The sequence below is a fragment of the Nocardia sp. FDAARGOS_372 genome (assembly GCF_002554515.1).
GTDB lineage: Bacteria > Actinomycetota > Actinomycetes > Mycobacteriales > Mycobacteriaceae > Nocardia > Nocardia farcinica.
The window spans coordinates 339350-364086 of the sequence record NZ_PDDW01000001.1; the positions used below are offsets into that span (position 1 = coordinate 339350).

Here is a 24737-nt window from a genome sequence, read left to right on the forward strand (position 1 = left end):
GCCGGGTGAGAGTGCCGCCGTAACGAAGAATACGCGCCCGCGCGCGGGGTGCGGATGTCAACCTCCCTACTCTCAGGAAAGGCCCGCTACCAGGCATTCCGCGTCCGAACGTATGAGCGGACGGACCCGCGGGCCGCCCCCACTACACTGGACCGGTGACTTTCGATCCCGCGCCGCCGCACGCCGCAGGCACCCCCTCGGTGGTGCAGAGCTTGCGCGCCCACGCCGGCCGGTCGGTGCCGTTCTCCGTCGAGTTCAACCCCCCGCGCGACGCGGCAGGCGAGGCCAGGCTCTGGCGCGCGGTGCGCGAGTTCGAGCGGATGCACCCGGCGTTCGTCTCGATGACCTACGGCGCGGGCGGCTCCACCAAGGATCGCACCGTGCGGGTCACCGGCCAGCTGGCGCAGGAGACCACCCTGTTGCCGGTGGCCCACCTGACCGCCGTCGGGCACAGCGTGGCCGAACTGCGCTCGCTGGTCGGCGCCTACGCCGACTCCGGGATCCGCAACATCCTGGTGCTGCGTGGCGACCCGCCGGGCGACCCGCTGGGCGAATGGCACAAGCACCCCGAGGGCGTGGAGTACGCCGAGGAACTGGTGCGGATCGTGCGTGACCTCGGTGATTTCCACGTCGGCGTCGCCTCGTTCCCCCAGGGGCACCACCGATCGCCGGACCTGGCCACCGACACCGCTTTCCTGGCCGCGAAACTGCGTGCGGGCGCGGAGTATTCGATCACCCAGATGTTCTTCGAGGTCGAGCACTACCTGCGGCTGCGCGACCGGCTGGCGGCGCTCGACCCGGTCGAGGGCGCCAAACCGATCATCCCCGAGCTGATGCCGATCACCTCGCTGCGCACCGTCACCCGCGCCGAGGAGCTGTGCGGGCGCCCGCTGCCCGCCGCCGTGCTGGACCGGCTGCGGCGCGCCGCGGGCGACGGCCCGGAGGAGGATCGCGCCGCGGTGCGCGAGGTCGGCATCGAGATCGCCACCGAGATGGCGCAGCGGCTCATCGACGAGGGCGCGCCCTGCCTGCACTTCATCACCCTGAACTTCGCCAAGGCGACCAGCGAGGTCCTCACCAATCTCGGCTACGGAGTCACCGCCGCCCCCGTCCGGGCGTGACCGTCGCGGGCGGCGGGTGGTAGTCCCCACGCCTCGGCGAGCAGCCGGTGCGAGGCCAGGCGGGCGGCGTGGTCGTGGGTGACGCTGGTGACGAGCAGTTCGTTCGCGCCGGTGGCCCGCTGCAACGCGCCGAGCCGTTCCACCACCGTGGCCGGGCTGCCGACGAACTGGGTGGCCAGCCGGTCCTCGACCAGCCTGCGCTGATCGGGCGTGAGCGGCGCGGCGGTGTCGGGATCGAGGATCTCGGCCGCGCCGCCGCCCGCGCGGATGCTGTGCACCCAGTGGCCGTACGTCGAGGCCAGATGCCGGGCGGTGGCGTCGTCCTCGGCGACCACGACATCGGCCGAGACCACCACGTACGGCTCGGCCAGCTGCACCGACGGGCGGAAGGCGGCCCGATAGGCGGCCACCGCCTCCAGCGCCGTGCCGGGTGCGGTGTGGTAGGCCGCCGCGAACGGCAGGCCGAGCCTGCCCGCGAGTTCCGCGCTCTCGCCACCGCTGCTGCCGAACAGCCACAGTTGCACCCGCGCGCCCTCGCCGGGCACCGCGTGCAGCGGCACACCGTCGGCGCTGACGTAGGTGCCGTCCAGCAACGCCCGGATCTCGGCGACCTGCGCGGCGAAATCGAGCGGTTCGGCGCCGGGCAGGTGCAGGGCGGCCAGCCCGGCCAGGTAGCGGCGGCGGTCGCCGAGCCCGCGTGGATCGAAGGCCGGCGGCACCACCACGCCGTCGCGGACCGTGGTGCGGCCGGTGGCGGCGTCGTCGACCGGGTGCGCGCCCTCGGGCGCGCCCGCCTCCGCGCCGAATTGGGCGCGCCGGTGCCCGGACCGGCCGATGCCCAGGTCCAGCCGCCCCGGGTGCAGCGCGTCGACGGTGCCGAAGCCCTCCACGATCGACGCCGAGGTGTGGTGTCCGAGCTGCACCGCTCCCGATCCCACCCGGATGCGGGAGGTGGCCGCGGCCACCAGCGCGATCAGCGTGATCGGGCTGGCGCTGGCCACGGCGACGAAATGGTGTTCGGCCAGCCAGTACCGGTGATAACCCCACTCCTCGGCCTTGCGCGCCAACTCGACGGTGTTGCGCAACGCCTGACGCGGGGAGGAGCCCGCGCTCACCGGGGCGAGGTCGAGAACCGACAGCGGCACGGTCATCGCGGCGCCCCACCCAGCCGCGGATCCTGTTCGCCCGCTTCGATCGCCACCCGCAGCCGGTTCTGTTCCGGCGCCACCGGGCAGGTCGCGAAATCGGTGAAGGCGCACGGCAGGTTCACCGCCCGGTTGAAGTCGAGCACGACCGCGCCCTCGGCGTCGGGGGCGGGCAGCGTCAGCGACCGCGCCGCCGGATAGGTGGTCACGCCGCTGGTCGCGTCGGTGAACAGGATGCGCAGATCGGCGCCGGTGCGGAAGACGACGACCTGTTCGGTCACCGCGCCCACGGCGAACTCCACGACGCCGACGGCCTGGTGCTGGTGTTCGAGCCCGTCGATGACCGCGCCGGTGGTGACCGTCCGTGGCGCGGCGAAGGCGGTGAAGCGTCCGGGCAGCACCCAGCGCGGGTCGGGCGCATAGGCCGGGACGCCGGTGAACCGCGCCAGCGCGGGCGCGGCCGGATCGTGCACCCGCACGGCGTGGCGGCCGGTGCGGCGGATGACCTCGAGGATGCGGCGCTCGTGGCGCACCGGTACGCCGGGTCCGCCCTCGACGGGCGTCAGGATCCGCACTCCCGCGATGTCGCTGCCCTCGGCGATCAGCCGGTCGCCCGGTTGCGCGGTGATGAACACCTTGTCGTCGGTGACCCACCAGGTGCCGGGCAGACCGTCGAAGTGCTCGGGGCGATCGGACAGCCAGTGCAGGGCGGTCAGGCTCAGGAAGCCGAGCGGGTCGCGCAGCTGGTCTTCGCGGGCACGGTGCCAGTGCGCCCAGTCGGTCTCGAAACCGGTCGCGGTGCTTGTGGTCATGACGCTCGGGCTCCTTCGGGTGCGGTGCGGTGACGGTGGGGGTGGGGCAGACCGAGGTGGTCGCGCAGCGTGGCGCCGCGGTACTCGGTGCGGAAACTGCCGCGGTCCTGCAGTTCCGGGACGACCCGGTCGACGAACTCGTCGAGGCCCGCGGGCGTGAGGTGGGGGACGAGGATGAACCCGTCGGCGGCGTCGGTCTGCACGTATTCGTCGATCTCGGCGGCCACCTGGGCGGGGGTGCCGACGAACTGCTGGCGGGCGGTGACCTCGATGACGAGCTCGCGGATGCTCAGCCCCTCGGCCGCGGCCTTCTCCCGCCAGGCCGCCGCGACGGCGCGCGGGTCCTTGGCGTGCCGCACCCGGCCGCGGGTGATCTCCACGTCGCCGGTGGGTTCCAGGTCGGGCAGCGGACCGTCCGGGTCGTAGCCGGACAGGTCCCGGCCCCACACCTGTTCCAGGAACGCCAGCGCGGTCTGCGGCCCCACCTGCTGGAGCCGGATGTGGCGGGCACGCTCCTGGGCCTCCTCGGCGGTGTCGCCGAGGACGAAGGTGGCGGCCGGGAAGATCTTCAGGTGTTCGGGCCTGCGGCCGTACTTGGCCAGCCTGCCCTTGACGTCGGCGTAGAAGGCGCGGCCCGCGGCCGGCGTGCCATGCGCGGTGAAGATGGCATCGGCGGCGGCCGCACCGAATTCGCGGCCCTCGTCGGAGTCGCCCGCCTGCAACAGCACCGGATGCCCTTGCGGGCTCGGCGGCACCACGAACGGCGCCGCGATGTCGAACTGGCTGCCCCGGTACCGGGTTTCGGGGATCGCGCGCGCGAACACGCCCGCCGCGCGATCGACCACCAGCGCGTCGGCGGGCCAGCTGTCCCACAGCGCCCGGCTGAGTTCGACGACCTCGGCGGCGCGCCGGTAGCGGTCGGCGTGCTCGAGATATCCGCCGCGGCGGAAGTTCTCGCCGGTGAACGCGTCGGAGGAGGTGACAACGTTCCAGGCCGCCCGGCCGCCGGAGAGGTGGTCCAGCGAGGCGAACTGTTTGGCCAGCTCGAAGGGTTCGTTGTAGGTGGAGTTGATGGTTCCCGCCAGGCCGAGCCGTTCGGTGACCCCGGCCAGGGCGTTGAGCACGGTGAAGGTGTCCGGCCTGCCGACGACGTCCAGGTCGTGGATGCGGCCGCGGTGCTCGCGCAGCCGCAGTCCCTCGGCGAGGAAGAAGAAGTCGAACAGGCCGCGTTCGGCGGTGCGGGCGAGATGCTCGAAGGAGGCGAAATCGATCTGGCTGCCCGAGTCGGGGTCGCTCCAGACGGTGGTGTTGTTGACGCCGGGGAAGTGCGCGGCCAGGTGCACCTGTTTACGGGGCCGGGTCATGACGGCGTTCCTTCCGTGCGTGCCGCGGCGTAGCGGCTGGGTGGGCGGGGCAGGCCGAGCCGCTCGCGTAGCGAACCCGCCGCGCCGGCGGGGGCCGGCGGGTCCGAGGCGAGCAGGCGCAGTGCCGCGGGCACCGCCAGCGGGCGCAGCACCACGCCGTCGGCGGCGCCGGACCCGGCCAGGTCGGCCAGCAGCTGCCGCAGCGAGCCGGGGGTGCCGATGTGGCGCAGGCCGGTGGCGGCGGGACGAATCGACGGCGCGGCCCAGCGGTCGAGCTGCTCGAGTTCGGCGTGCGCGTCCTCGTCGCGCTCGGCCAAGTGCACTTCGAGGTCCAGGAGCACGGTGAGGGTGTCGGGGTCGCGGCCCGCGCCGAGCGCTGCCTGGCGCAGCGCGGTCCGGCGGGCGTGCGCGGCGTCCAGATCCGGTGGGGCGATGCGGAGCAGGTCGGCGCGGCGCACCGCCACGCCGATGGCGGCGCCGTCGTCGGCGCGGACGGCCACGACCGGTTGCCCCTGCGGCGAGCGCGGGGTGATCGAGGGCCCCTTCACCGAGAAGTACTCGCCGACGAAGTCGATGTAGTGCAGTTTGTCGCGGTCGATGAAGCGCCCGGTCGCGACGTCGCGGATCTCGGCGTCGTCCTCCCAGGAATCCCACAGCCGGGTGACCACCTCGATCGCGTCGTCGGCCTCGCGCCACAGCTGCGCCGCCTCCTGCGGCCCCTTGCGCCCGAACGCCTTGGCCTGCGCGGCGCCGGGCGAGACGGCGACCTCCCAGCCCGCGCGGCCCCGCGTCGCGAAATCCAGTGCGGCAACGGCTTTGGACACGTGGAAGGGCTCGGTGTGGGTGACGGTGACCTGCGGCACCAGACCGATGCGGCCGGTGGCGGCCGCGGCGCGCGCGGCGACGGCGACCGCGTCCAGCCTGCCCCGCACCACCGCGGGGCCGCCGGGTTGCAGGCCGAAGGAATCGGGCAGGAAGACCGCGTCGAGCCCGGCGCTTTCGGCCGCAGTGATCGCCGACACCCAGTACGGCGCGCCGAACAGGTCCTCGGCGCGTGAGTCGGCCCGTCGCCAGGAGGCGGGGTGGGCGCCGGTGCCGACGAGTTCGATCCCGTGGAAGAACGCGGGGCGGTGCTGCGGTTGCGCCATCAGGACGGTCCTTTCCGGGACAGCTGGGGGTGGGGGATCGCCGCGAGCAGCTCGGCGGTGTACTCGTGGCACGGCGCGTCGAATATCGCCGCCGTCGGCCCGGATTCGACGACCTTCCCGTGCCGCATCACCGCCACGTGGTCGCTGATGCGCCGGACCACCGCGAGGTCGTGGGAGATGAACAGGTAGCTCACATCCAGCTCGGATTGCAGGCGTTCGAGCAGGTCGAGGATCTGGGCCTGCACCGAGGCGTCCAACGCCGAGACCGGTTCGTCGAGGACCAGCAGGTCGGGGTGCAGCGCCAGCGCGCGGGCGATCGCGACGCGTTGACGTTGGCCGCCGGAGAGTTCGGCCGGGCGGCGGACGGCGTAGTGCTCGGGCAACGCGACCTGTCCGAGCAGTTCCCGCACCCGGGCCCGGCGGGCTGCCCGGTCGCCGATGCCGAAGGCGCGCAACGGCTCGGCGATGATCGTGGCCAGCGACTGGCGTGGATCCAGCGAGCCGTAGGGATTCTGGTACACCACCTGGAAGCGCCTGCGCAGCGCACGCAACCGTGCGCCGCGCACGGCGGTGATGTCGTGCCCGTCGAAGGTCACGCTGCCACGGTCGGCGCCGGTCAGCCGCAACGCGATCCGCGCCGTGGTGGACTTGCCCGACCCGGATTCGCCGACCAGCGCCAGCGTTTCCCCACGGCGCAGTTCGAAGCCGACCCCGTCCACGGCGGTGACCGTGCCCGCGGGCGTGCGGTAGCGCTTGTGCACCTCGCGCAGCACCAGCAGCGGCGCACCGGTCGCCGGGCGGGCCGGGCGCGCGGGCGCGGGGCGCAGGCTCGGCGAGGCGGCCAGCAACCGCGCGGTGTAGGGATGCCGTGGCGCGGTGAGCAGGTCGGCGGGACGGCCGGACTCCACGATCTCCCCGTCGGCCAGCACTACGAGCCGGTCGGCCCGCTCGGCGGCCATCGCCAGGTCGTGGGTGATCAGCAGCACGGCGGTGCCGCGCGCGCCGATCCGCTCGGCCAGCCGGTCGAGCACCCGGCGTGCCACCGTCGCGTCCAGGGCACTGGTGGGTTCGTCGGCGATGATCAGCTCCGGTCCGCAGGCCAGCGCGATGGCGATGAGCACCCGCTGGCGTTGCCCCCCGGACAGCTCGTGCGGATAGCGCCGCTCCCAGCGCTGCGACCGCTCCAAGCCCACCTCGTCGAGCAGGTCGAGGACGCGGGCGCGGGCGGTGCGCGGATCGGCCAGGCCGTGCACGCGCAGCGCTTCGGCGATCTGATCGCCCACCCGCCGCACCGGGTTCAGCGACAGCCCGGGATCCTGGGGGACGAAGCCGATCCTGGCCCCCCGCAGCCGCCGCAGCGTGCGCTCGTCGGCGGTGTCGACGCGCAGCCCGGCGAACTCGATGTGGCCGCCGCCGACTCGCGCGGCCCGCGGCAGCAGGCCGATCACCGCGTGCGCGAGCGTCGATTTGCCCGAACCGGATTCGCCGACCAACGCCACCACCTCGCCGGGAGCGACCGTCAGCGAGGCGCCGGCCAGCGCGGTCACCGCGCCGCCGCCGCTGCGATAGGTCACCCGCAGCTGGTCGATCCGCAGCAGTTCGCTCATACTGTGCCCGATTCCGCCTGAGTGGGGCGGCCTGCGTGGTGATGCTGCGCTGCCGCCTCCGGCCGCTGACCCACTCATGCGGTCCGGCTCCGCTCCACGGCGCGGCCCAGGTGCTGGGCCGCGAGCACGACCACGACGATCACCAGACCGGGCAGGGTGGTCAGCCACCAGGCACCGGCCAGGTAGTTGCGGCCCTCCGAGATCAACGAACCCCACTCCGGGGTCGGCGGTTTCGCGCCGTAGCCGAGGAAGCTCAGCGCCGAGACCGCCAGGACCGCCATGCCGAACTCCACCGCCGCCAGCGCGAGCACCGGACGGTAGGCGTTGGGCAGGATGTGGCGGGCGAGCACGACATACCAGCGCACCCCGCTCGCGCGCGCCGCTTCCACGTAGGTCGCGGTGCGCACCCGCAGCACCTCCGAGCGCATCACCCGGGCGAAGTTCGCCACCAGCGAGACGCCCACGGCGATCGCCACATTCGCGGTGCCGAAGCCGAGCGCGGTCACCAGGGCGAGCGAGAGCAGCAGCGCCGGAATGGACAGCAGCACGTCGACCACGCGCATCGTCACCGCGTCCACCACGCCACCCAGCGCGCCGGCCAGCAGACCGAGCAGCGCACCGGCCACCAGGGCGATCGCCACCGCCGAGACCGTGGCGGTGAGCGAGAGCCCCGCGCCGTGCACCACCCGGGTGTAGAGGTCGCGGCCGAGGTTGTCGGTGCCGAACCAGTGGTCCGGACTCGGCGGGCGCAGCTTCTCGGCGGGTACCCCGGTCAACGGGTCACCACCGGCGAACACCGACGGGAACAGCGCCCATCCGAGCACCAGCACCGTCACCGCCGCCGACACCACCAGCCCGGCATTGGCCCGCACCGACTGCGGGGCCGGGCGCGCGCCGCGCCACCACGCGGCCACCGCGCCCAGCGCCGCCGCCGGTCCCGCGCCCGAGACGATCCTGCGGTCAGACACCGGCAGGCACCTCCTCCCGCCCGGCGGCGCTCGGCACGCGCCCCACGCCCGTCGTGGTGATGCGCGGATCCAGCAGCGGATACACCAGATCGACGACGAGGTTGACGCTGACGAACACCAGCGCGGTGACCATCACGATGCCCTGTACCACCGGAATGTCCTGGGCCAGCACCGAAGTCTGGGTGAGGCGGCCCAGCCCCTCGCGGGCGAACACCGTCTCCACCACCACCGACCCGGCCAGCAGGTTGCCCACCAGCACGCCACCGATGGTCAGCGTCGGTATCGCGGCCGGCCGGGCCACATGCCTGCGCTGCACCCACCACCGGGACGCGCCCTTGGCCAGCGCCACCTCCGTGAACGGTTGCCGCCAGGTCGATTCCAGGCCCGCGGTGAGCACCTGGGCGAGCACGGCGCCGATCGGCACCGCCAGCGTGATCGCGGGCAGCAGGGTGCCGCGCAGCCCGTCACCGCCGAACGCCGGCGCCAGCCGCCAGTGGAAGGAGAACAGCTGCAACAGGATCAGGCCCGTCCAGAACGTCGGAACCGACACACCCATCGGCGGCAGCGCGGTGAGCACACCGCGCAGCCACGGCCTGCGGGTATAGGTCGCCGCGAACGCCACGATCACCCCGCCCGCCACGGCCAGCGCCAGCGCCAGCGACGCCAGCGCCAGCGTGGCGGGCAGCACCGCGCCGATCGCCGTCGTCACCGGGCGGCCGGAGGCGATGGAGTAGCCGAGATCGCCCCGCACGGCGTGGGTCAGCGCGGTGCCGTACTGCTCCCACAGCGGCCGGTCCAGCCCGTAGCGTGCCTGGAGTTCGGCGATGGCGGCCTGGTCGACCGGCGTGCCGGTCCCGCCCGCGTCCGCGGCGATCGCGACCGGATCGGCGGGCAGCAGGTAGAGCACCACGAACGACAGCGTGAACGCCGCCCACAGCACCCACAGCGCTTGCAGCACCCGCGAGATCAGATAGCGCGCCATCGTCACCGCCCGCCCAGCCAGGCGTCGAAGAACTGCAACCGCGCCGAGGCGTCGAAGGCCACCCCGTGCGTCGCCGGACCGACGCCGATCGCCTGGGACAGCTCGATGGTGGGAATCCACAGGCCCGCGTCGAGCACCTGCTCCTGGGCGGTGCCGATCAGCGCCGCCCGCGCGGCCGGGTCGGCGGTGCGCAACTGCCCGTCCAAGGCCTCGTCGAGCGCCGGGATCGCCGCGCGCAGATTGAGATTGCGCCCGGTGAGTCCGAAGACATTGCGCAGGATGTCGCCGTCGGCGCGGGTGGTGTTGTAGTACAGCGCGTCGTAGTCCTTGGCGTTCTGCCTGGCCGTGTACTCCGGCGTGGCGGCGGGTTCGAGCCGCAACTCCACACCCACCCGGCGCAGTTGCTGCTGGCTCAACTCCAGCACCGCCTGGTTCCCGGCGAACGCGCCGCTGAACAGCACCGCGAACGACAGCCGCTGCCCGTCCTTGGCCCGGATACCGTCGCCACCGGGCACCCAGCCCGCCCGGTCCAGGATCTCGCCCGACCTCGCCGGATCGTGCGTCAGCCGCGCCGACAGGTCGCGGTACCCGGGGGTGGACGCGGCCAGCGGGCCGGTGGCGGCGTGGAACTGCGGGCCGAGCACGGTGTCGACCAGTTCGCGTCGGTCCAGCGCCGTCAGCAGGGCTCGGCGCACCGCGGGATCGCGCAGCGGGCCGCGGGACACGTTGGGCTGCAACCCGAACGGCACGCCGGGGTTGGACGCGGTGAGCACCTGCCCGCCCGCCGCTTCGATCTGGGGCAGGTCCTGGGGCAGGGCGTCGCTCACCGCGTCCAGCTGTCCGGAGGCCAGACTGCCGGTGCGCACGCCCGATTCGGGCACCACGGTGAACTCGAGGCGATCCAGGTAGGCCTCGCCGCTGTGCCCGAACACCGCCGAACCCCAGTGGTACCCGGCGCGTTTGACCAGGGTGGCCGACTGGTCCTGCCGCCACTCGGCATAGGTGAACGGACCGCTGCCCACCACGCCCGCGCAGCGTTGCTCGGCGGTCGCGGCGGTGCTCGCATCGGCCAGGATGCCCAGCTGGGTGGTCGAGGACGCCTGCAGGAACTGGGCATTCGGCCGCTGGAAGGTCACCCGCGCGGTCAGCCGGTCCACCACGGTGGTGCCGGTGTACTCGCTGAGGTAGCTCGCGCCCAGCGGGGACTTGACCGTGCCGAGCCGGGCGACCGCGTCGAAGGTGTTGCGCACCGACTCGGCGGTCAGCGGCGTGCCGTCACTGAAGGTGACGCCGTCGGCGAGGTGGAAGGTGAAGGTGGTGGCGTCCGGGCTCACTTCCCAGCTGCGGGCCAGCCACGGCCGCAGCTCGCCGGTGCGCGGATCCTGATCGGTGAGCGAATCGACCACCTGGCGGGTCACATACAACGTCTGGTTGGTACCCGACTGCGCCGGGTCCGCGCAGGTGGGCGCCTGGGACAGCCCGTAGCGCAGGGTGCCGCCCGGCTGCGGCGGGCCCGCGTCCGCGCCCGGTGCGGCCGTGCCACCGCCACACCCGGTCACGCCGACGGCGGCGGCGAGCGCTCCCGCGAGGGCGAGGATTCGGTGACGGCGACGGATCACGGTGCTACTCCAGTGCTTCGGATCTGCTTCGAATTCAAGGGACGTCACAGCATGCGAACGGCGCGGGCGGGCCGACAAGGGTAGGAATCAGGCTGAGCACAGCCCTGGCCGCACGGCGGCCGGGCGCGCATGATGGCCCGGTCGAGCCACTCCACCGCGACGCGCCGAGCGTTCGCCCGGCCGGGAAACCGCTGGTGCGGGCGGTTGCCGGGGTACCGTCAGCTCAGCTCGTGCCGTCGAGGAGGTCTGTGGTGTCCCTGTCGCGTCGTCTGTCCACCTGCTGTGCCGCCGCGATCGCCGCGGTGGCGTTGTCGTCCGGCGTGCCTGCCCACGCCGCACCGGCCGCCCCGGCGGCGGTCGAGAACCCGCTGCTGCGCGGGGCCGCCGCGCCGGGTGACCTGCTCGGCGCCTACCAGTCCGCGGTGGAGGTGCTGCGCGGCCTCGGCATCGACCCGTTCTTCTACCCGACCGCGGCCGCGTTCTGCGGCGACGGCCCGCTCGGGCTGCTGCCCGCCGCCGCGGGCGCGGTGCCGGGGCCCTGGCCGAAGACCGGCCTGAATCTGCCGGGGCTCGACCTGAGCGCGGTGAAATCCGGTCAGACCCTGTTCGCCTTCGTGCCCTACGGCATGGGCCCCGACAGCGGTGCGACCGCGGGCCTGCAGGTGGCCTGGTTGAACGTCAGCACCGGGCGCGCGGGCATGGCCGCGATGGGGCCGCTGGCCGACGTGATCGGCGCGATGATCCCGCCGGAGGTGCCCGCGCAGTGGCGCCCGATCGCCGAGCAGGCCCTGCGCAACCTGTTCGCGGCCGCGCTGCCCGTCGGCGGTATCCGGGCCGTGCCCGTCGACACCGGCAAGGGCACCGTGCTGGCCGCGGTGTTCGGCAGCGTGCGCAACGGCGACCGGGACTGCTTCTTCCTGCCGACCGTCGGCCTCACCACGGTCGGATAGCGGCGCGCGGGCTCAGCCGCGAACGCCCGTCAGCGCCCGCCCCTTCCAGCGCAGCCTGCCCCGTCGCCGCGCCCGGTGCGACCGCACGACCAGCACCTGGTAGGCGGCGACGGCCACCGGATGCGCGGCCGCGGCGAGCAGGTCGGCGGCCCGCGGCGCGGCCCCGGTCTCCACGCGGCGGGCCAGCAGACGGCTCACCACCGCCGCCGCGTACCCCACCGCCCCGACCCGGCGCACCCCGCCCCGGCCCAGCAGCGCGGCCGCCGGGGGGACCCAGAACGCCAGGGCCGCAGCGATTCCCACGGCCGCGGCGGCCGCCGGCGACCCGCCGTAGGCCGACCAGAGCCAGCGGGTGTATCCGGCCGCCAGTTCCGCGCCGCCCCGGTACATCCGTGTGCTCGCCAGCCCGCCCGCGGCCACCACGCGGGTGCGGTACCCCGCCCGGCGCAGCGTTCTGGCGAGGTCGAGGTCCTCGGTGGCACTGCCCGCCACCGCCGCGTGCCCGCCGATCGCGCCGTACGCGGCGGCGTCGAACGCGAGGAACTGACCGCACGCCACCGCGGTGCTCGGCCTGCGTGACCGGTTGCCCAGCACCACCGGCAGGGTCGCCGCCCACGACCAGCACAGCAGCGGCTGCACCAGCGCCTCCGCCGGAGTCCCGGCCCGCTGCCACGGCCACGGCGAGACCAATGCCGCGCCGCCGCGCCGCACCTGCGCCACCGCGGCCGCCACGGCCTCGGGCGCCAGCCGTACGTCGGCGTCGAGGAAGATCAGCGTCGCCGCGCCCCCGCCCGTGTCCTCGTCGGAATCGTCGACCGGGTCCCGCCCCGCCCGGTCCTGTGCCGCGACGGCGCGCGCCAGCGCCGCGCAGGCCGCGGCCTTGCCGGTCCAGCCCGGCGGGGGCGGTGTCGTCGACCGCAGCACCGTGATGCGGGGGTCGCCGCCGGCCGCGGCGCGGGCGACGGCGGCGGTGTCGTCGGTGGAGGCGTCGTCGAGGATCAGCACCCGCAGGCGCGGCACGCCCACCTGGGCGCGCAGGTCCGCGATCAACGCGGGCAGCCGGTCCGCCTCGTCGCGGGCGGGCACGCAGACCGTGACCGGTTCCAGCACCGGCACCCCGGGGGACAACCGCGGCATGGTCACGCGGTTGACCGTCGCCACCGCCGCACCGGCCAGCGCGAGGCCGGTGCCCAGCCGGACCACGGCCACCGCGCGCCGCCGGGTCAGCGGAACTGCTTGACCGACTGCCACCAGCGACGCCAGGAGAACTGGTGCTCGGGCACGGGCGGGGTGGGGTTGCGGTTCATGTACGCCATCGCCGCGACGATCGCCGCCACCGCGAGCGTGATACCGCCGACGATGCCCGCCCAGCCCGCGAACGAGCGGGTGTTCGGGTCCGCGTAGCCCACCTCGGCCCGCAAGGTGGACACCTCACCGGGCGGCAGCTTCCACGACACCGTGTTGTCACCCTCGCGGGTGCCGTTGGTCTTGGCCACCCGGGAGGGGAACGCGATGGTGAACTGCACATCCGAGCCGTGCGGCGGCACCGACTTGAGATCGACGCGGCCGTTGAGGCTCACCAGGTCGCCGGTGCGTTGGAACTGCAACTGCAGCATCCCCTGGGCCTGCTCGTTGAGCTGGCTCAACTGCTGCACGTCACCGAAGGACAGATCCTCGAAGAAGACCTTGCTGCCCACATAGCCGTCCTGGTTGTACGGCTCCACCCGCACCTTGGCCGCCAGCGAGTCCGGCGCCTTCAGCTGCGGGCCCTTGTCGTCGGGGGAGGCGGGCACGACGGCCGCCACGATCCGCCCGGACACCCGGTCGTTCGACGACACACCCATCGACACCTGCACCCGCAGGCACCCGGCCAGCATCGGCACCAACAACGCCGCCAGCAGGACGGCCGACGCTACTCGGACCCGGGTACGCCTGGGTGCCCCGGCACCGGGCGTAGTGGCTGCACTCGATCGCACGGCACACATCGTGCCAGGCGCGCGCCCTCCGGCGCCAAAGGGCAGGCGCCGACACGGCGGTTCGCCGCGCTTACCGACGCGGGCGGTCCGCCGTGGCGGTGCGACGGTCCCGGACGAGCAGGACGAGCAACGGAACACCGAGCACGCCCATCCCCAGGAAGCCGTACCCCGCCGAGGCGGGCAGGCCGAGGAAGGCGGCGTGCGCCAGCGCCGAGCCGAGCCAGGTCCAGCAGAACACCGCGACCGGCACGACCACGGTGGCCGGTTCGTCGCGCGGCTGCGAGGGTGCCGGCGCCGCGTGCTCCCAGACGGCCAGCAACGCGGCCATCACCGTGGCGACCACGAGCCAACCCAGGTAGTTGGTGAGCGGGATCTCGGGGACGCCGGGCAGGCCGGAATCGGTGTCGCACCACGTCCATTGACCGTCGGCCACCATCTGCGGGTCCAGGAACAGATCCCAGCCCACCGCGCCGATCGCCGTCAGCGCGATCCGCGCCGGTGTGCGCAGCCGCCCGGCGCGCGCGGTCAGCAGGCCCGCCACGATCCAGACCGGGTACACCCCGCCCGTCCAGGCCAGCGGCACCAGCACGGGCACACCCGCCAGGCCGGGACCGATCCGGTCCACCGCGTACTCGTAACAGCCGTAGGGCACACCGAGCGCCACACCGACGACCTCCGACAGCAGCCCGAGCCCGGACACGATCACCAGAAACCCGGCGGCGTACCGGAATCCGCGGGTCACCGCGGCGTGGGCGAGCGCGGTGCCCGCGGCCAACAGCACCACCAGGACCGTCACCCGGTCACGGGCGGGGCCCGCGGTGAGCGGGTAGGCGATCTGGGCGAGCACGAGCGCCACCGCGAGCACCAGCGGCAGGAACCGGGCGCGCGCCGCCGACCGGTTTCGGTCGCTCATCGGCGCAGGAAGGGAATCCGGGACCGGCGGCGGTCGGCCAGCACCAACCGCGCGGCGCTGCGTCCGCTCGCCCCGCTGACCCCGCCGCCCGGGTGCGTGGACGCGCCGGTGAGATACAGCCCGGGCGCGCCGGGCACCCGCTGACCGGACAGTTCCGGCAGCGGCCGCCACATCATCATCTGATCCAGTGCCATCTCCACGTGCATCACATTCCCGCCCCGCAAGCCGAGTTCCCGCTCCAGATCGACCGGCGTCTGCACGAACCGCCGCCGCACCGAGCCCGCGAAACCGGGGGCCACCGCCTCCACCTCGGCGATGATCCGGTCCGCCTCCCGCTCGGCGTGCCCGGCCCAGTCGCTGCCGTCGGCCAGCCGGTAGGGATGCCACTGCGCCCACAGCGAGAGCTGATGTTCCCCGGCCGGGGCGATGCCGGGATCCAGCGCGCTGAAACTCATCGCCAGCACCACCGGCCGCGGCGGCAACTCACCGGCCAGCGCCGCGCCGTGCGCGCGGTACAGCTGCGCGCGCTCGGTGACCAGCAGCTGCAATCCGCGCGCCGACTCGGCCGCGCTCGCCCCGGGATAGGAGGGCAGTGCGTCGGTGGCCACCCGGACCACCATTCCGATGCCGGGGCCGACCCGGATGCGGGCGCGCCACTCGGCCAGCACCGCCCGATCGAAACCACCCGCTTCCAGCAGGTCCAGCGTGGTCAGCACGTGCGCGCCCGCGATCACCGCCGTGGCGTCGAGTTCCCGGCCCGCCGCGGTGCGCACCCGCCAGCGCTCGCCGACCCGGCGCAGCGCGGTCACCGCCTCGCCCGTGCTGACCGTCGCGCCGTCCGCGCGCAACCGGGCGACCAACGCCTCGGTGAGCGCGCCGCTGCCGCCGACCGCCCGCCCGGGCGGCAGCGTGTGCATGAGCGCGGCGAACCCCACCATCGGCGCGGTACCCGGCTCCGACATCGGCGGTCCCGACTGCGCGCCGAACCAGGCCAGCGCCGCCTTCAGCCGCTCGTCCCGGAACCAGCTGTCCAGCAAGGCATCACCGGATTGCAGGAACTCGCGCGAGAGCGCGCTGCCACCGGCCCCGGTGTCCAGCCCCCAGAACGAGCGCAGCAGGTGCGGCGGGCGGGGCGGCGCGCCGAACGCGCGCATGACCCGGGCGCTGCGCGGCCCCCACACGCCGACGAAGCGGCGGTAGGCGTCGGCGTCGGCGGCCCCGCAGGCCCGCTCGATCGAGGCGCAGGTGGCGTCGAGGTCGCGGTGGAAGACCAGCGGTGGCGCGCCGGGCGCGAAACCCCACGGGTCACAGTCGAGGTAGCACAGGCCGAAGCGCTCGAGCTCGAGCTCCTCGACGATGCCGGTGTGCCGGATCATCAGGTGCGCCGAGGAACCGCGATCGACCCGGTGCCCCGGGAACCGCGCCACCGTGGACACCGCGCCGCCGAGCACCTCGTCGCGTTCGAGCACGTGCACCGGATGCCCGGCCCTGGCCAGATAGCAGGCGGCGATCAACGCGTTGTGGCCGGAGCCGACCACCACCACCGTCACAGCGGCAACCGCCGTCCCAGGATCGCGAAGGGCCGGGTGTCCCCGGCGAAGACGAAGTCACGGATCACATCGGTGAAGCCGGCCCGGCGGTACAGCCGCCAGGCCCGGTTCTCCTCCCGCGCCACCTCGGGGGTCGACAGCAGCACCGCCCGCTCGTCGCGGTGTTCGAGCAGCCGGTGCAGCAGCGTGCCCCCGATGCCGAGCCCCTGTGCGCTGGGATGCACGTGCAACTCGGTGAGTTCGAAGTAGTCAGCGAGCAGTTCGCGGGCCGAATGCTCCGGCCAGCCGCAGCGGCGCATGCCCGCGTGCACCTGCTGGTGCCACCACTGGTGCGGGGCGCCGCGGTAGCCGTAGGCGATGGCCAGCAGCGGCGCGGTGCGGACATCGACGTGGCCGTCGTCGGGCAGCATCGCCGCGACCGCCTGCCAGCCCGCGCGGGTGGTGTGCTCGGTCCACATGGGCGCGCGGTGGTTCTCGGTGCCGCGCGGATACTCCATGGCGGCCACGTACACCGACAGCGCGTCGTGCAGCCGGTAGCGCAGCTCGGCGACCGAGAGGTCGACGACGGCGGGGGCGGGGGTGTGATGTGGCGTGACGGCGGTCATGGCTCTCGTCGGTGCCGCGCGAGCGCGGAAAGTTGTCGGTGGTCGTCTCTATATTCAAGCGCAGTTGCCGCCACGGTACGGAAGGGGACGGCTCATGAGTTACGCATCGCCGAGTCGCTACGCAGCACCGGGCGGGCCCGGCAAGGCGGGCATGCTGCTCGAGAAGGCCGACGGCCTGCTCATGGCGGCGGCGGGGGAGCGCGATCCACGCGAGCGGTTCCGCACCGCGTACCTGGCCGCCCTGCGCGGCGCGGGCGCGGTGCTCGCGCACACCGGCGCCGACGCGGCGCCGCGGGCGCGCTCCCGCAACGCGTGGGTGCTGTTGCAGCGCGCCGCGCCGGAGTTCGTGATGTGGGCCGACTATTTCTCCGCGCGCTCGGAACTGCGCGCCGCGCTCGAGGCCGGACTCGACCGTGATGTGGACGACACCGAGGCCGACGAGTTCGCTTCGCGGGTGGGCGCATTCCTGCACGACGTGGAGGATCTGCTGCGCTCGGCGGCCCGGCTGCGGCCCGCGCCGGGCATGAGTGCGTAGCGGCTCGGCGACAGTTTCGTTCCGCTGCCCCCATTAGGTGGTACGGCCCTGATCGAACTCGTATCATTGGGGGCAGATAGCCGCCAAGGTCGGCTATCTGTCGCCTACCCGGAGGCGACAGCCACGCCTAGTGCCGGGGGAGGTACCGTGCCACTCTCCGAGCACGAGCAGCGCATGCTCGAACAGATCGAGAGCGCGCTCTATGCTGAGGATCCGAAGTTCGCCTCGTCCGTCCGTGGCGGACGTCTCCGCTCGACCTCGAGTCGCCGCAGACTCCAGGCCGCCGCTCTATTCGTCCTCGGTCTGTTTCTGCTGGTCGCGGGCATCGCCGGTCCCAAGCCCGGCGGGTTCCCCATCATCAGTCTGATCGGGTTCATCGTGATGTTCGGCGCCGGCGTGCTGCTGCTGACCGGCGGGTCGAAGGGCGGCGCCGCCCGCGGTGGGCACGCGGACCTGCCCACCGGCCCCGGTGCGTCCGGTGGTCGCGGTGGCGGTCGTCCGCGCAAGTCGGGCGGCTTCTCCGAACGCATGGAGGACAGGTTCCGCCGGCGCTTCGAACAGGAGTAGCGGCCCCGACCACGCGCTCGGGCCGCGCGCCCCGGTACATCGTGACAACGACAGGCGGCGTCCACCCGCACGGGTGTGGCGTCGCCTTCTCGCGCGTCTGGAGAGTGTCTGGACGGTGTCTGCCTCGGCGCGCCGGAAGCGTGCGCGACACGCCGAGAACGTGGGCACTTCTTACCGTTCGGTAGTCCCCGCGGGCCGTCGCGCCCGATCCCCCCACAACGCCCCACGCGTTCGCCCCACTTCGCCCCCCGGCACGGGCCGCACCCCGGGCTAGCTGGGGAGTTTGCTGGCAGTTTCCGGAGACCCGCCGCGTGTCGGCGGGACATGCACAAAGTTCCCCACCCCGGTGATAGCTGGGATGACCTGCGGAATCGTCGCCGCGGGGAGCCAGATCACCCGTTGTTTCGATTGAAAGTGGGGGAAAGTGGGGTAATGTGGAGCCCGCACTACAGGAGAGGCCATGCAGGCGCGGTGATCCGGTAGGGAGGTAGCGAGGTGTTTCTCGGTACCTACACACCGCGGCTGGATGACAAGGGGCGACTCACGTTGCCTGCGAAGTTTCGAGACGATCTGGCGGGAGGGTTGATGGTCACGAAGGGTCAGGACCACAGCCTTGCCGTGTACCCCAAGGAGGAGTTCACCGCGCTCGCCCGGCGAGCCGCGGCCGCGTCTCGCAGCAATCCGCAGGCTCGGGCGTTCGTCCGAGCGCTGGCGGCCGGCACCGACGAGCAGCGGCCGGACGCGCAAGGGCGGATCACGTTGTCGGCGGACCACCGTCGCTACGCCAACCTGTCACGGGATTGCGTGGTGATCGGCTCGGTCGACTTCCTCGAGATCTGGGACAAGCAGGCGTGGGAGTCCTACCTCGCCGAGCACGAGGAGGATTACGCGCAAGCGAGAGACGAGTCGCTGGGCGGGATCTTCTAGACCGGGCGAGCGAGTGCCGCGCGGTCTCTGCCCGGACGCGGACCCTGGCGTACTTCCCCGACGCCAGGTGCCGGTTCGGACAGGGACCACGGGGCATTCGCCTCCGGTGCGAACGACAGATCATTCCCCGGCATCCGAAAACCCGAGTGGAACAAGGCGACCCGTGTACGCCGGCCCGCGGCCGCACCACCGGGCGCCCGTACCCGTACAGACGACGCGAGGCAGGATCCGGGAGGTCGAGGTGAACCGTGAACAGCACGGCGCCCGCCATGTCCCGGTCCTGCTCGAGCGGGCCGACGAACTGCTCGGCCCGGCGCTCACCGAACCGGGCGCGGTCTACGTCGACGCCACGCTGGGCCTGGGCGGACACGCCGAGCACTTCCTGACCCGGTACCCCGGACTACGGCTGGTCGGCCTCGACCGCGACACCGAGGCGCTGCGGCTGGCCGGGGAGCGGCTGGCGCCCTTCGCCGAGCGAATCACCTTGGTGCACACCCGATACGACGGCATCGCCGATGCCCTCGGGCAGGCGGGCCTGCCGCCCACCGGCTCGGTGAGCGCGATCCTGATGGATCTCGGGGTGTCCTCGATGCAACTGGACGAGGCCGAGCGCGGTTTCGCCTACTCGGTGGACGCGCCGCTGGACATGCGGATGGACCCGACCTCGGGCATCACCGCCGCCGACGTCCTCAACACCTACAGCCACGGCGATCTCGCGCGGGTGCTGAAGAACTACGGCGAGGAACGCTTCGCGGGCAAGATCGCCTCCGAGGTGATCCGCCGCCGTGCGCACAAACCGTTCGAGACCAGCGGCGAGCTCGTCGAGCTGCTGTACGCGACCATCCCGGCCGCGGCGCGGCGCACCGGCGGCCACCCGGCCAAGCGCACCTTCCAGGCGTTGCGGGTGGAGGTGAACGGCGAGCTCGACTCGCTGCGAGCCGCGCTGCCCGCCGCGCTGGACGCGCTGCGGGTGGGCGGCCGGATCGTGGTCATGTCGTACCAGTCGCTCGAGGACCGGGTCGTCAAGCAGGAACTCGCGGCCCGCACGACCTCGCGCACACCGGTGGACCTGCCGGTCGAATTGCCCGGCATGGGACCGGAATTCCGGTTGCTCACCCGCGGCGCCGAAAAGGCCGGCGAGCGGGAGATCGCGGAGAACCCGCGCGCGGCGCCGGTGCGGATGCGCGCGGCCGAACGGATCGAGGCGGCCTCGTGAACGGGGAGCCCGGCACGTCGACGGGGTGGGGATGTTCATTCGGAGCAGAGGAGGCGACGACACCATGAGTATTCGGACGCGTACGGTCCCTTCGCCAGGTCGCGTCGCCCGCCGGGTGCAGGCCGCCGAACGGGTGAAGTCCGGTGCGGCACAGCGCGCGTACGCCAAGCGGCGGATGCGGGCCGAGCAGCTGGCCGACACGCCGAAGCTGCCGAAGACCTCCTCGGCGATGGCCGGGCGGATTCCGTTCGTCGCCGCGATCATCGCGTTGCTCGGCTGCGGTCTGGCGCTGACGCTGCTGCTGACCACCCGCGCCGCCGAGGACAGCTACCAGCTCAGCGACGCCAGGCAGCTCAATCGCAAGCTCACCGAGGAGCGGGCCGCGTTGCAGCGCGAGGTCGAAGCCGCCGACTCGGCGCCCGAACTCGCCGCGCGCGCACGGGAACTCGGCATGATTCCGGCCAAGGATCCGGCCCGGCTGGTGATCGCGCCCGACGGTACGGTGACCGTGATCGGCGACCCGACGCCCGCGCAGGGCGCCCCGGCGCCGCCGCTGAACACCACGCCCGCCGACCCGTCCCGCCCGGGTGCGCCGCAGGGTGAGCGGGTGGTGCCGGTGACGGCCGTCGCCACCCCGCAGCATCCGGCCGCGCCGGGCACCCCTTCGCAGCCCGCGGTCCCCGCCCCGGCGCCCGCGCCGCTGCCGCCGGTCGCCGCGCCGCCGTCCCCGGTGCCCGGCGCCCCGGCGCCGCAGGGCGAACCGCTGCCGGAGGGTGCCGTGCCGCTCGGCCCCGCCGATCAGGCTCCGCAGCAGGTCGCACCGCCCGCGCCGGAAGCGGTACCGGCACCAACGCCCGAGGTGACTCCGCCCGCCCCGGCGGGTATCGCGGGCTCCGGACCGGAAGGGCTCGCGGCGCCCGCGCCGGACGCGGTGCCCGCGCCCACCCCGACGAACGCCGCCGCCCCGGTGCCGCCCGGCGGCGTCGCCGCGGCCCCCGCCCCGCGGCGATCGATCCCGCGCAGGCGCCGCCCGTGCCGGAGGGAGGCACCCGATGACGCAGGCCAGGCCCGCACCGCCCCGGCGGCGCGGGCCGTCCGCCCCCGGCCCCGCCGGGGCGCGGGCCGCCGCGGCCGATCAGCCGTTGCGGCTGCGCCTCGGCGTGGGCCGCATCGTCATGCTGGTCGCGCTCGCCGTGGTCGCGCTCCAATTGCTGTGGGTGCAGAGCATTTCCGCGCCCGGCCTGTCCGCGCAGGCGGCCAGCCAGCGCACCACCCGGCTCGTCGACGAGGCCACCCGCGGCCCGATCACCGACCGCAACGGCAAGTCGCTGGCGTTCACCGTCTCGGCCAAGGCACTCACGTTCCAGCCGGTGCAGGTGCGCAAGAACCTGGCCGAGGCGCGGGAGAAGAACGACAAGGCGCCCGATCCCGAGCAGCGGCTGCGCGACATCGCCGCGACCATCCACGACAAGCTCGGCGCGCAGGCGCCGAAGGAGTCCGAACTGCTGGACAAGCTGACCAGCGACGAACCGTTCGTCTACCTGGCCCGCAGCGTCGATCCCCGGATCGCCACCGAGATCACCGTGCAGTTCCCCGAGGTCGGCGCCGAGCGCCAGGACATGCGGGAGTACCCGGGCGGGTCGCTGGCCGCCAACATCATCGGCGCCACCGGCTGGGACGGGCACGGCCTGATCGGGCTGGAGTCCTCGTTGGACTCGGTGCTCGCCGGCACCGACGGCTCGCACACCTACGACCGCGGCTCCGACGGCGCCGTCATCCCGGGCAGCTGGCGCGACAAGCAGCCCGCGGTGGACGGCAACGGGGTGGAGCTGACCCTGGACTCGGATCTGCAGTACTACGTGCAGCAACAGGTGCAACAGGCCCGCGAGCTGTCCGGCGCCGAGGGCGCCTCGGCGGTGGTGCTCGACGCCAAGACCGGCCAGGTGCTCGCGATGGCCAACGACAACACCTTCAACCCCGCGCTCGGCCCGCAGAGCTGGGGCTCGGCCAACACGAACAACCCTTCGGTGAGCGATCCGTTCGAGCCGGGCTCGGTGAACAAGATCGTCACCGCGGCCGCCGCCATCGAGTACGGCCTGACCAACCCCGACGAGGTGCACCAGGTGCCGGGCTCGATCCGGATGGCCGGCGTCACGGTCAGCGACGCCTGGGGACACGACGTCGCGCCCTACACCACCACCGGCATCTTCGGTAAATCGTCCAACGTCGGCACACTGATGCTGGCCCAGCGCATCGGCGAGGACCGCTTCGCGGACATGCTGCACCGTTTCGGCCTCGGCCAGCGCACCGGGGTCGGCCTGCCCGGCGAGACCGCCGGACAGGTGCCAGCGCGCGACCAGTGGTCCGGCGGCACCTTCGCCAACCTGCCCATCGGGCAGGGCCTTTCGATGTCGACGTTGCAGATGACCGGCATGTACCAGGCCATCGCCAACGACGGCGTGCGCATCCCGCCGCGCATCGTCAAGGCCACCGTCGCCCCGGACGGCACCCGCACCGAGGAACCGCAGCCCGAGGGCGTGCGGGTGGTGAGCGAGCAGACCGCGCGGACGCTGCGCACCATGTTCCAGTCGGTGGTGCAGCGCGACCCGATGGACGCCGACCAGAACGGCACCGGTGCGCCCGCCGCCGTGGAGGGCTACCAGATCGCCGGCAAGACCGGCACCGCCCAGAAGATCGACCCGCGCTGCAAGTGCTATTCGTCGTCGAGCTACTGGATCACCTTCGCGGGTATGGCGCCGGCCGACGACCCCCGCTACGTCATCGGCTTGATGCTGGACAACCCGGTGCGCAGCTCCGACGGTTCCGGCGGCCAGTCGGCGGCGCCGCTGTTCCACAACATCGCCTCCTGGGCGCTGCAGCGCGACCGCATCCCACCCTCGACCGAGCCGGCCAGAAAGTTCGTGTTGCAGGCCGGTGCGTAGTTTCGGACGTTCGAACAGGGGTGCTCAGCAGGGCTCGCGCGGGCGCGCGGGAGTGCTTGGCCGAGGCGCGTTGCCCGGGCGTGCGCGCGCGTCGGTAACCTGACTCGTCGCCACCCTCGCGTGTCCGCAGAATTCGCCCCACCAGAGAGGAGCAAGGTGCCCCAGCAGTCCAGCCAGCCCGTGCTGCGGCCGGTCGACCCGCCGTCGACGCCGCTGACCACCGTGCTGGAGCTGACCGGCGCCCACGCGGCCGCGCCGGTGCCCGCCGACGTCGTGGTCACCGGCATCGAACAGCGTTCCGGCGCGGTGCAGCCCGGCGACCTGTTCGCGGCGCTGCCCGGCGCGCACGCGCACGGCGCCCGCTTCGCCCACGACGCGGTCGCGCGCGGCGCGGTCGCGGTGTTCACCGATGCCGAGGGCGCGCGCGTGCTCGACGGGCTCACGGTCCCGGTGCTGGTGCGCGAACGCCCGCGCGAGGTGCTCGGCGAGCTGTCGGCCGCCGTGTACGGCCAGCCCTCCCAGCGCCTGCGCCTGATCGGGATCACCGGCACCTCCGGCAAGACCACCACCTCCTATCTGGTGGAGGCCGGGCTGGCCGCCGCGGGCCTGTCGACCGCGCTGATCGGCACCATCGAGACCAGGATCGGCGGCAGGCGGGTGCCCAGCGCCCTGACCACCCCCGAGGCGCCGCAGCTGCACGCGATGTTCGCGCTGATGGTCGAGCAGGGCGTGCAGGCGGTGGTGATGGAGGTCTCCAGCCACGCGCTCGCGCTCGGCCGCGTCGACGGCGTGCGCTTCGACGTGGGTGCCTTCACCAACCTCTCCCAGGATCACCTGGATTTCCACGCCGATTTCGAGGACTACTTCGCCGCCAAGCGCAGGCTCTTCGAGCCGCAGTCGCCGGTCGCCGCGCGCACCGCGGTGGTCTGCGTGGACGACGCGTGGGGCAGGCGGCTGGCCGAGGGGCTGGCCGCGCCGATCACCGTGTCCACCACCGGTGAGGCCGACTGGCGGGTCGCGGGCGGGGTCGCCACGGTGGGGGCCGAGCAGGAATTCACCGCCGCTGGGCCCGCCGGCGAGCTGGGCGTGCGGTTGCGGCTGCCCGGCCGCTACAACGTCGCCAACGCGCTGCTGGCCGTCGCGGTCTGCGCGGCCGCGGGCGCCGATCCGGCCGTTGCCGCGCCCGCGCTGGCCACCGTGGACGTGCCGGGGCGGATGCAGCGGGTGGAGCGCGGGCAGGACTTCCTGGCGGTGGTGGATTACGCCCATAAACCCGCCGCGCTGGAATCGGTCATCGCCACGCTGCGCGAGCACCTGACCGCCGCCGATCCCGAACATCCGGGCAGGCTGGCCGTGGTGGTCGGCGCGGGCGGTGACCGCGACGCGGGCAAGCGCGCGCTGATGGGCGCGGCCGGTGCCCGCGGTGCGGACCTGCTCGTCATCACCGACGACAACCCGCGCACCGAGGATCCGGCGACGATCCGCGCCGCGCTGCGCGCCGGGGCACTCGAGGTGCCCGCGGAGGTGCGCGGCGAGGTGCGCGAGATCGGCGACCGCGCCGCCGCGATCGAGGCCGCGGTGGCGTGGGCGCGCCGCGGCGACGCGGTGCTGGTGGCGGGCAAGGGCCACGAGACCGGCCAGGAGATCGCGGGGGTCAAGCACCCGTTCGACGACCGGGAGGTTCTCGCCGCGGCGCTGGCCGGCAAGGCGGGCGCGGAGGCGCGCACATGAACGAACGTGTGGCACAACCTGTTCACAGTGGGTGCCGAACGAACGGGCACCGAAAGAAC

21 protein-coding genes are annotated in these 24737 nt (G+C 73.5%); 8 read left to right on the top strand and 13 right to left on the bottom strand.

All coding sequences use genetic code 11. The annotated features are described in order from the left end of the window. Positions 1-155 precede the first annotated feature (155 nt). Entirely contained in the window at positions 156-1121 is a 966-nt protein-coding gene (locus CRM89_RS01840) for a methylenetetrahydrofolate reductase (RefSeq protein ID WP_011208271.1), read from the top strand. Here the strand turns inward: CRM89_RS01840 and CRM89_RS01845 are convergent. The 8 genes from CRM89_RS01845 to CRM89_RS01880 form a co-directional block, all read right to left on the bottom strand. Next, positions 1088-2272 (bottom strand): LLM class flavin-dependent oxidoreductase, encoded by a 1185-nt coding sequence (locus CRM89_RS01845; protein WP_098083084.1) that lies wholly within the window; start codon positions 2270-2272, stop codon positions 1088-1090. The two genes, CRM89_RS01840 and CRM89_RS01845, sit on opposite strands and share 34 nt — an antisense overlap. Continuing rightward, a complete protein-coding gene (locus CRM89_RS01850) occupies positions 2269-3078 on the bottom strand; it encodes a DUF1684 domain-containing protein (RefSeq protein WP_011208273.1) in 810 nt (269 codons plus the stop codon). The genes CRM89_RS01845 and CRM89_RS01850 overlap by 4 nt, the downstream gene beginning before the upstream one ends. Further along, on the bottom strand, positions 3075-4442 hold the full coding sequence (locus tag CRM89_RS01855) for an NtaA/DmoA family FMN-dependent monooxygenase (RefSeq protein WP_086842484.1): 1368 nt from the start codon (positions 4440-4442) through the stop codon (positions 3075-3077). Before CRM89_RS01855 ends, CRM89_RS01850 begins: the two co-directional genes overlap by 4 nt. Continuing rightward, the gene (locus CRM89_RS01860; protein ID WP_098083085.1) at positions 4439-5590 is read right to left on the bottom strand and encodes an LLM class flavin-dependent oxidoreductase; all 1152 of its coding nucleotides are present in this window, start codon (positions 5588-5590) and stop codon (positions 4439-4441) included. Before CRM89_RS01860 ends, CRM89_RS01855 begins: the two co-directional genes overlap by 4 nt. Next, complete coding sequence (locus CRM89_RS01865; protein WP_228802618.1) at positions 5590-7197, bottom strand: ABC transporter ATP-binding protein; 1608 nt, start codon at positions 7195-7197, stop codon at positions 5590-5592. Before CRM89_RS01865 ends, CRM89_RS01860 begins: the two co-directional genes overlap by 1 nt. Before the next feature lie 74 nt (positions 7198-7271). Beyond that, positions 7272-8120, bottom strand: coding sequence for an ABC transporter permease (locus tag CRM89_RS01870; protein ID WP_170916197.1), 849 nt, complete (start codon positions 8118-8120; stop codon positions 7272-7274). A gap of 37 nt (positions 8121-8157) precedes the next feature. After that, positions 8158-9147, bottom strand: a complete 990-nt coding sequence (locus CRM89_RS01875) for an ABC transporter permease (RefSeq protein WP_060592546.1) — start codon at positions 9145-9147, stop codon at positions 8158-8160. A gap of 2 nt (positions 9148-9149) precedes the next feature. Beyond that, positions 9150-10766: an ABC transporter substrate-binding protein gene (locus CRM89_RS01880; RefSeq protein WP_098083087.1), complete on the bottom strand. Its 1617-nt coding sequence runs from the start codon at positions 10764-10766 to the stop codon at positions 9150-9152. Between the two features lie 251 nt (positions 10767-11017). On the opposite strand from CRM89_RS01880, the gene CRM89_RS01885 reads away from it, so the two are divergent. Continuing rightward, positions 11018-11716 carry a hypothetical protein gene (locus CRM89_RS01885; RefSeq protein ID WP_041560814.1) on the top strand — a complete coding sequence of 233 codons (699 nt, stop codon included), beginning with the start codon at positions 11018-11020 and terminating at the stop codon, positions 11714-11716. Positions 11717-11728: 12 nt separating this feature from the next. On the opposite strand, the gene CRM89_RS01890 is transcribed toward CRM89_RS01885, so the two are convergent. The 5 genes from CRM89_RS01890 to CRM89_RS01910 form a co-directional block, all read right to left on the bottom strand. Next, a complete protein-coding gene (locus CRM89_RS01890; protein ID WP_041560815.1) occupies positions 11729-12943 on the bottom strand; it encodes a glycosyltransferase in 1215 nt (404 codons plus the stop codon). Continuing rightward, on the bottom strand, positions 12940-13701 hold the full coding sequence (locus tag CRM89_RS01895) for a DUF3153 domain-containing protein (RefSeq protein ID WP_011208282.1): 762 nt from the start codon (positions 13699-13701) through the stop codon (positions 12940-12942). Before CRM89_RS01895 ends, CRM89_RS01890 begins: the two co-directional genes overlap by 4 nt. 61 nt (positions 13702-13762) lie before the next feature. Then, positions 13763-14605: a carotenoid biosynthesis protein gene (locus tag CRM89_RS01900; RefSeq protein WP_098083088.1), complete on the bottom strand. Its 843-nt coding sequence runs from the start codon at positions 14603-14605 to the stop codon at positions 13763-13765. Then, on the bottom strand, positions 14602-16155 hold the full coding sequence (locus tag CRM89_RS01905) for an NAD(P)/FAD-dependent oxidoreductase (protein ID WP_098083089.1): 1554 nt from the start codon (positions 16153-16155) through the stop codon (positions 14602-14604). The genes CRM89_RS01900 and CRM89_RS01905 overlap by 4 nt, the downstream gene beginning before the upstream one ends. Further along, a complete protein-coding gene (locus CRM89_RS01910) occupies positions 16152-16760 on the bottom strand; it encodes an N-acetyltransferase (protein ID WP_060592538.1) in 609 nt (202 codons plus the stop codon). Before CRM89_RS01910 ends, CRM89_RS01905 begins: the two co-directional genes overlap by 4 nt. A 94-nt stretch (positions 16761-16854) precedes the next feature. On the opposite strand from CRM89_RS01910, the gene CRM89_RS01915 reads away from it, so the two are divergent. The 6 genes from CRM89_RS01915 (at position 16855) to CRM89_RS01945 (ending at position 24678) form a co-directional block, all read left to right on the top strand. Continuing rightward, a complete protein-coding gene (locus CRM89_RS01915) occupies positions 16855-17295 on the top strand; it encodes an SAV_6107 family HEPN domain-containing protein (RefSeq protein ID WP_011208286.1) in 441 nt (146 codons plus the stop codon). A gap of 147 nt (positions 17296-17442) precedes the next feature. Beyond that, positions 17443-17862 carry a DUF3040 domain-containing protein gene (locus CRM89_RS01920; protein ID WP_011208287.1) on the top strand — a complete coding sequence of 140 codons (420 nt, stop codon included), beginning with the start codon at positions 17443-17445 and terminating at the stop codon, positions 17860-17862. Positions 17863-18357: 495 nt separating this feature from the next. Beyond that, entirely contained in the window at positions 18358-18789 is a 432-nt protein-coding gene (mraZ, locus tag CRM89_RS01925; RefSeq protein WP_011208288.1) for a division/cell wall cluster transcriptional repressor MraZ, read from the top strand. Positions 18790-19030: 241 nt separating this feature from the next. Then, positions 19031-20005 carry a 16S rRNA (cytosine(1402)-N(4))-methyltransferase RsmH gene (rsmH, locus tag CRM89_RS01930; RefSeq protein WP_060593439.1) on the top strand — a complete coding sequence of 325 codons (975 nt, stop codon included), beginning with the start codon at positions 19031-19033 and terminating at the stop codon, positions 20003-20005. A 1052-nt stretch (positions 20006-21057) separates the two neighbouring features. Continuing rightward, the gene (locus CRM89_RS01940; protein WP_082668644.1) at positions 21058-22947 is read left to right on the top strand and encodes a penicillin-binding protein 2; all 1890 of its coding nucleotides are present in this window, start codon (positions 21058-21060) and stop codon (positions 22945-22947) included. A gap of 156 nt (positions 22948-23103) precedes the next feature. Continuing rightward, positions 23104-24678 carry a UDP-N-acetylmuramoyl-L-alanyl-D-glutamate--2,6-diaminopimelate ligase gene (locus CRM89_RS01945; protein WP_098083090.1) on the top strand — a complete coding sequence of 525 codons (1575 nt, stop codon included), beginning with the start codon at positions 23104-23106 and terminating at the stop codon, positions 24676-24678. The last annotated feature ends 59 nt before the right edge of the window (positions 24679-24737 follow it).

Bases quoted from the DNA above. Each gene is read 5' to 3' on its own strand.
- CRM89_RS01845 (WP_098083084.1), bottom strand. From the start codon at position 2,272: ATGACCGTGCCGCTGTCGGTTCTCGACCTCGCCCCGGTGAGCGCGGGC.
- CRM89_RS01850 (WP_011208273.1), bottom strand. From the start codon at position 3,078: ATGACCACAAGCACCGCGACCGGTTTCGAGACCGACTGGGCGCACTGG.
- CRM89_RS01855 (WP_086842484.1), bottom strand. From the start codon at position 4,442: ATGACCCGGCCCCGTAAACAGGTGCACCTGGCCGCGCACTTCCCCGGC.
- CRM89_RS01860 (WP_098083085.1), bottom strand. From the start codon at position 5,590: ATGGCGCAACCGCAGCACCGCCCCGCGTTCTTCCACGGGATCGAACTC.
- CRM89_RS01865 (WP_228802618.1), bottom strand. From the start codon at position 7,197: ATGAGCGAACTGCTGCGGATCGACCAGCTGCGGGTGACCTATCGCAGC.
- CRM89_RS01875 (WP_060592546.1), bottom strand. From the start codon at position 9,147: ATGGCGCGCTATCTGATCTCGCGGGTGCTGCAAGCGCTGTGGGTGCTG.
- CRM89_RS01895 (WP_011208282.1), bottom strand. From the start codon at position 13,701: ATGTGTGCCGTGCGATCGAGTGCAGCCACTACGCCCGGTGCCGGGGCA.
- CRM89_RS01900 (WP_098083088.1), bottom strand. From the start codon at position 14,605: ATGAGCGACCGAAACCGGTCGGCGGCGCGCGCCCGGTTCCTGCCGCTG.
- CRM89_RS01910 (WP_060592538.1), bottom strand. From the start codon at position 16,760: ATGACCGCCGTCACGCCACATCACACCCCCGCCCCCGCCGTCGTCGAC.
- CRM89_RS01915 (WP_011208286.1), top strand. From the start codon at position 16,855: ATGAGTTACGCATCGCCGAGTCGCTACGCAGCACCGGGCGGGCCCGGC.
- CRM89_RS01940 (WP_082668644.1), top strand. From the start codon at position 21,058: ATGACGCAGGCCAGGCCCGCACCGCCCCGGCGGCGCGGGCCGTCCGCC.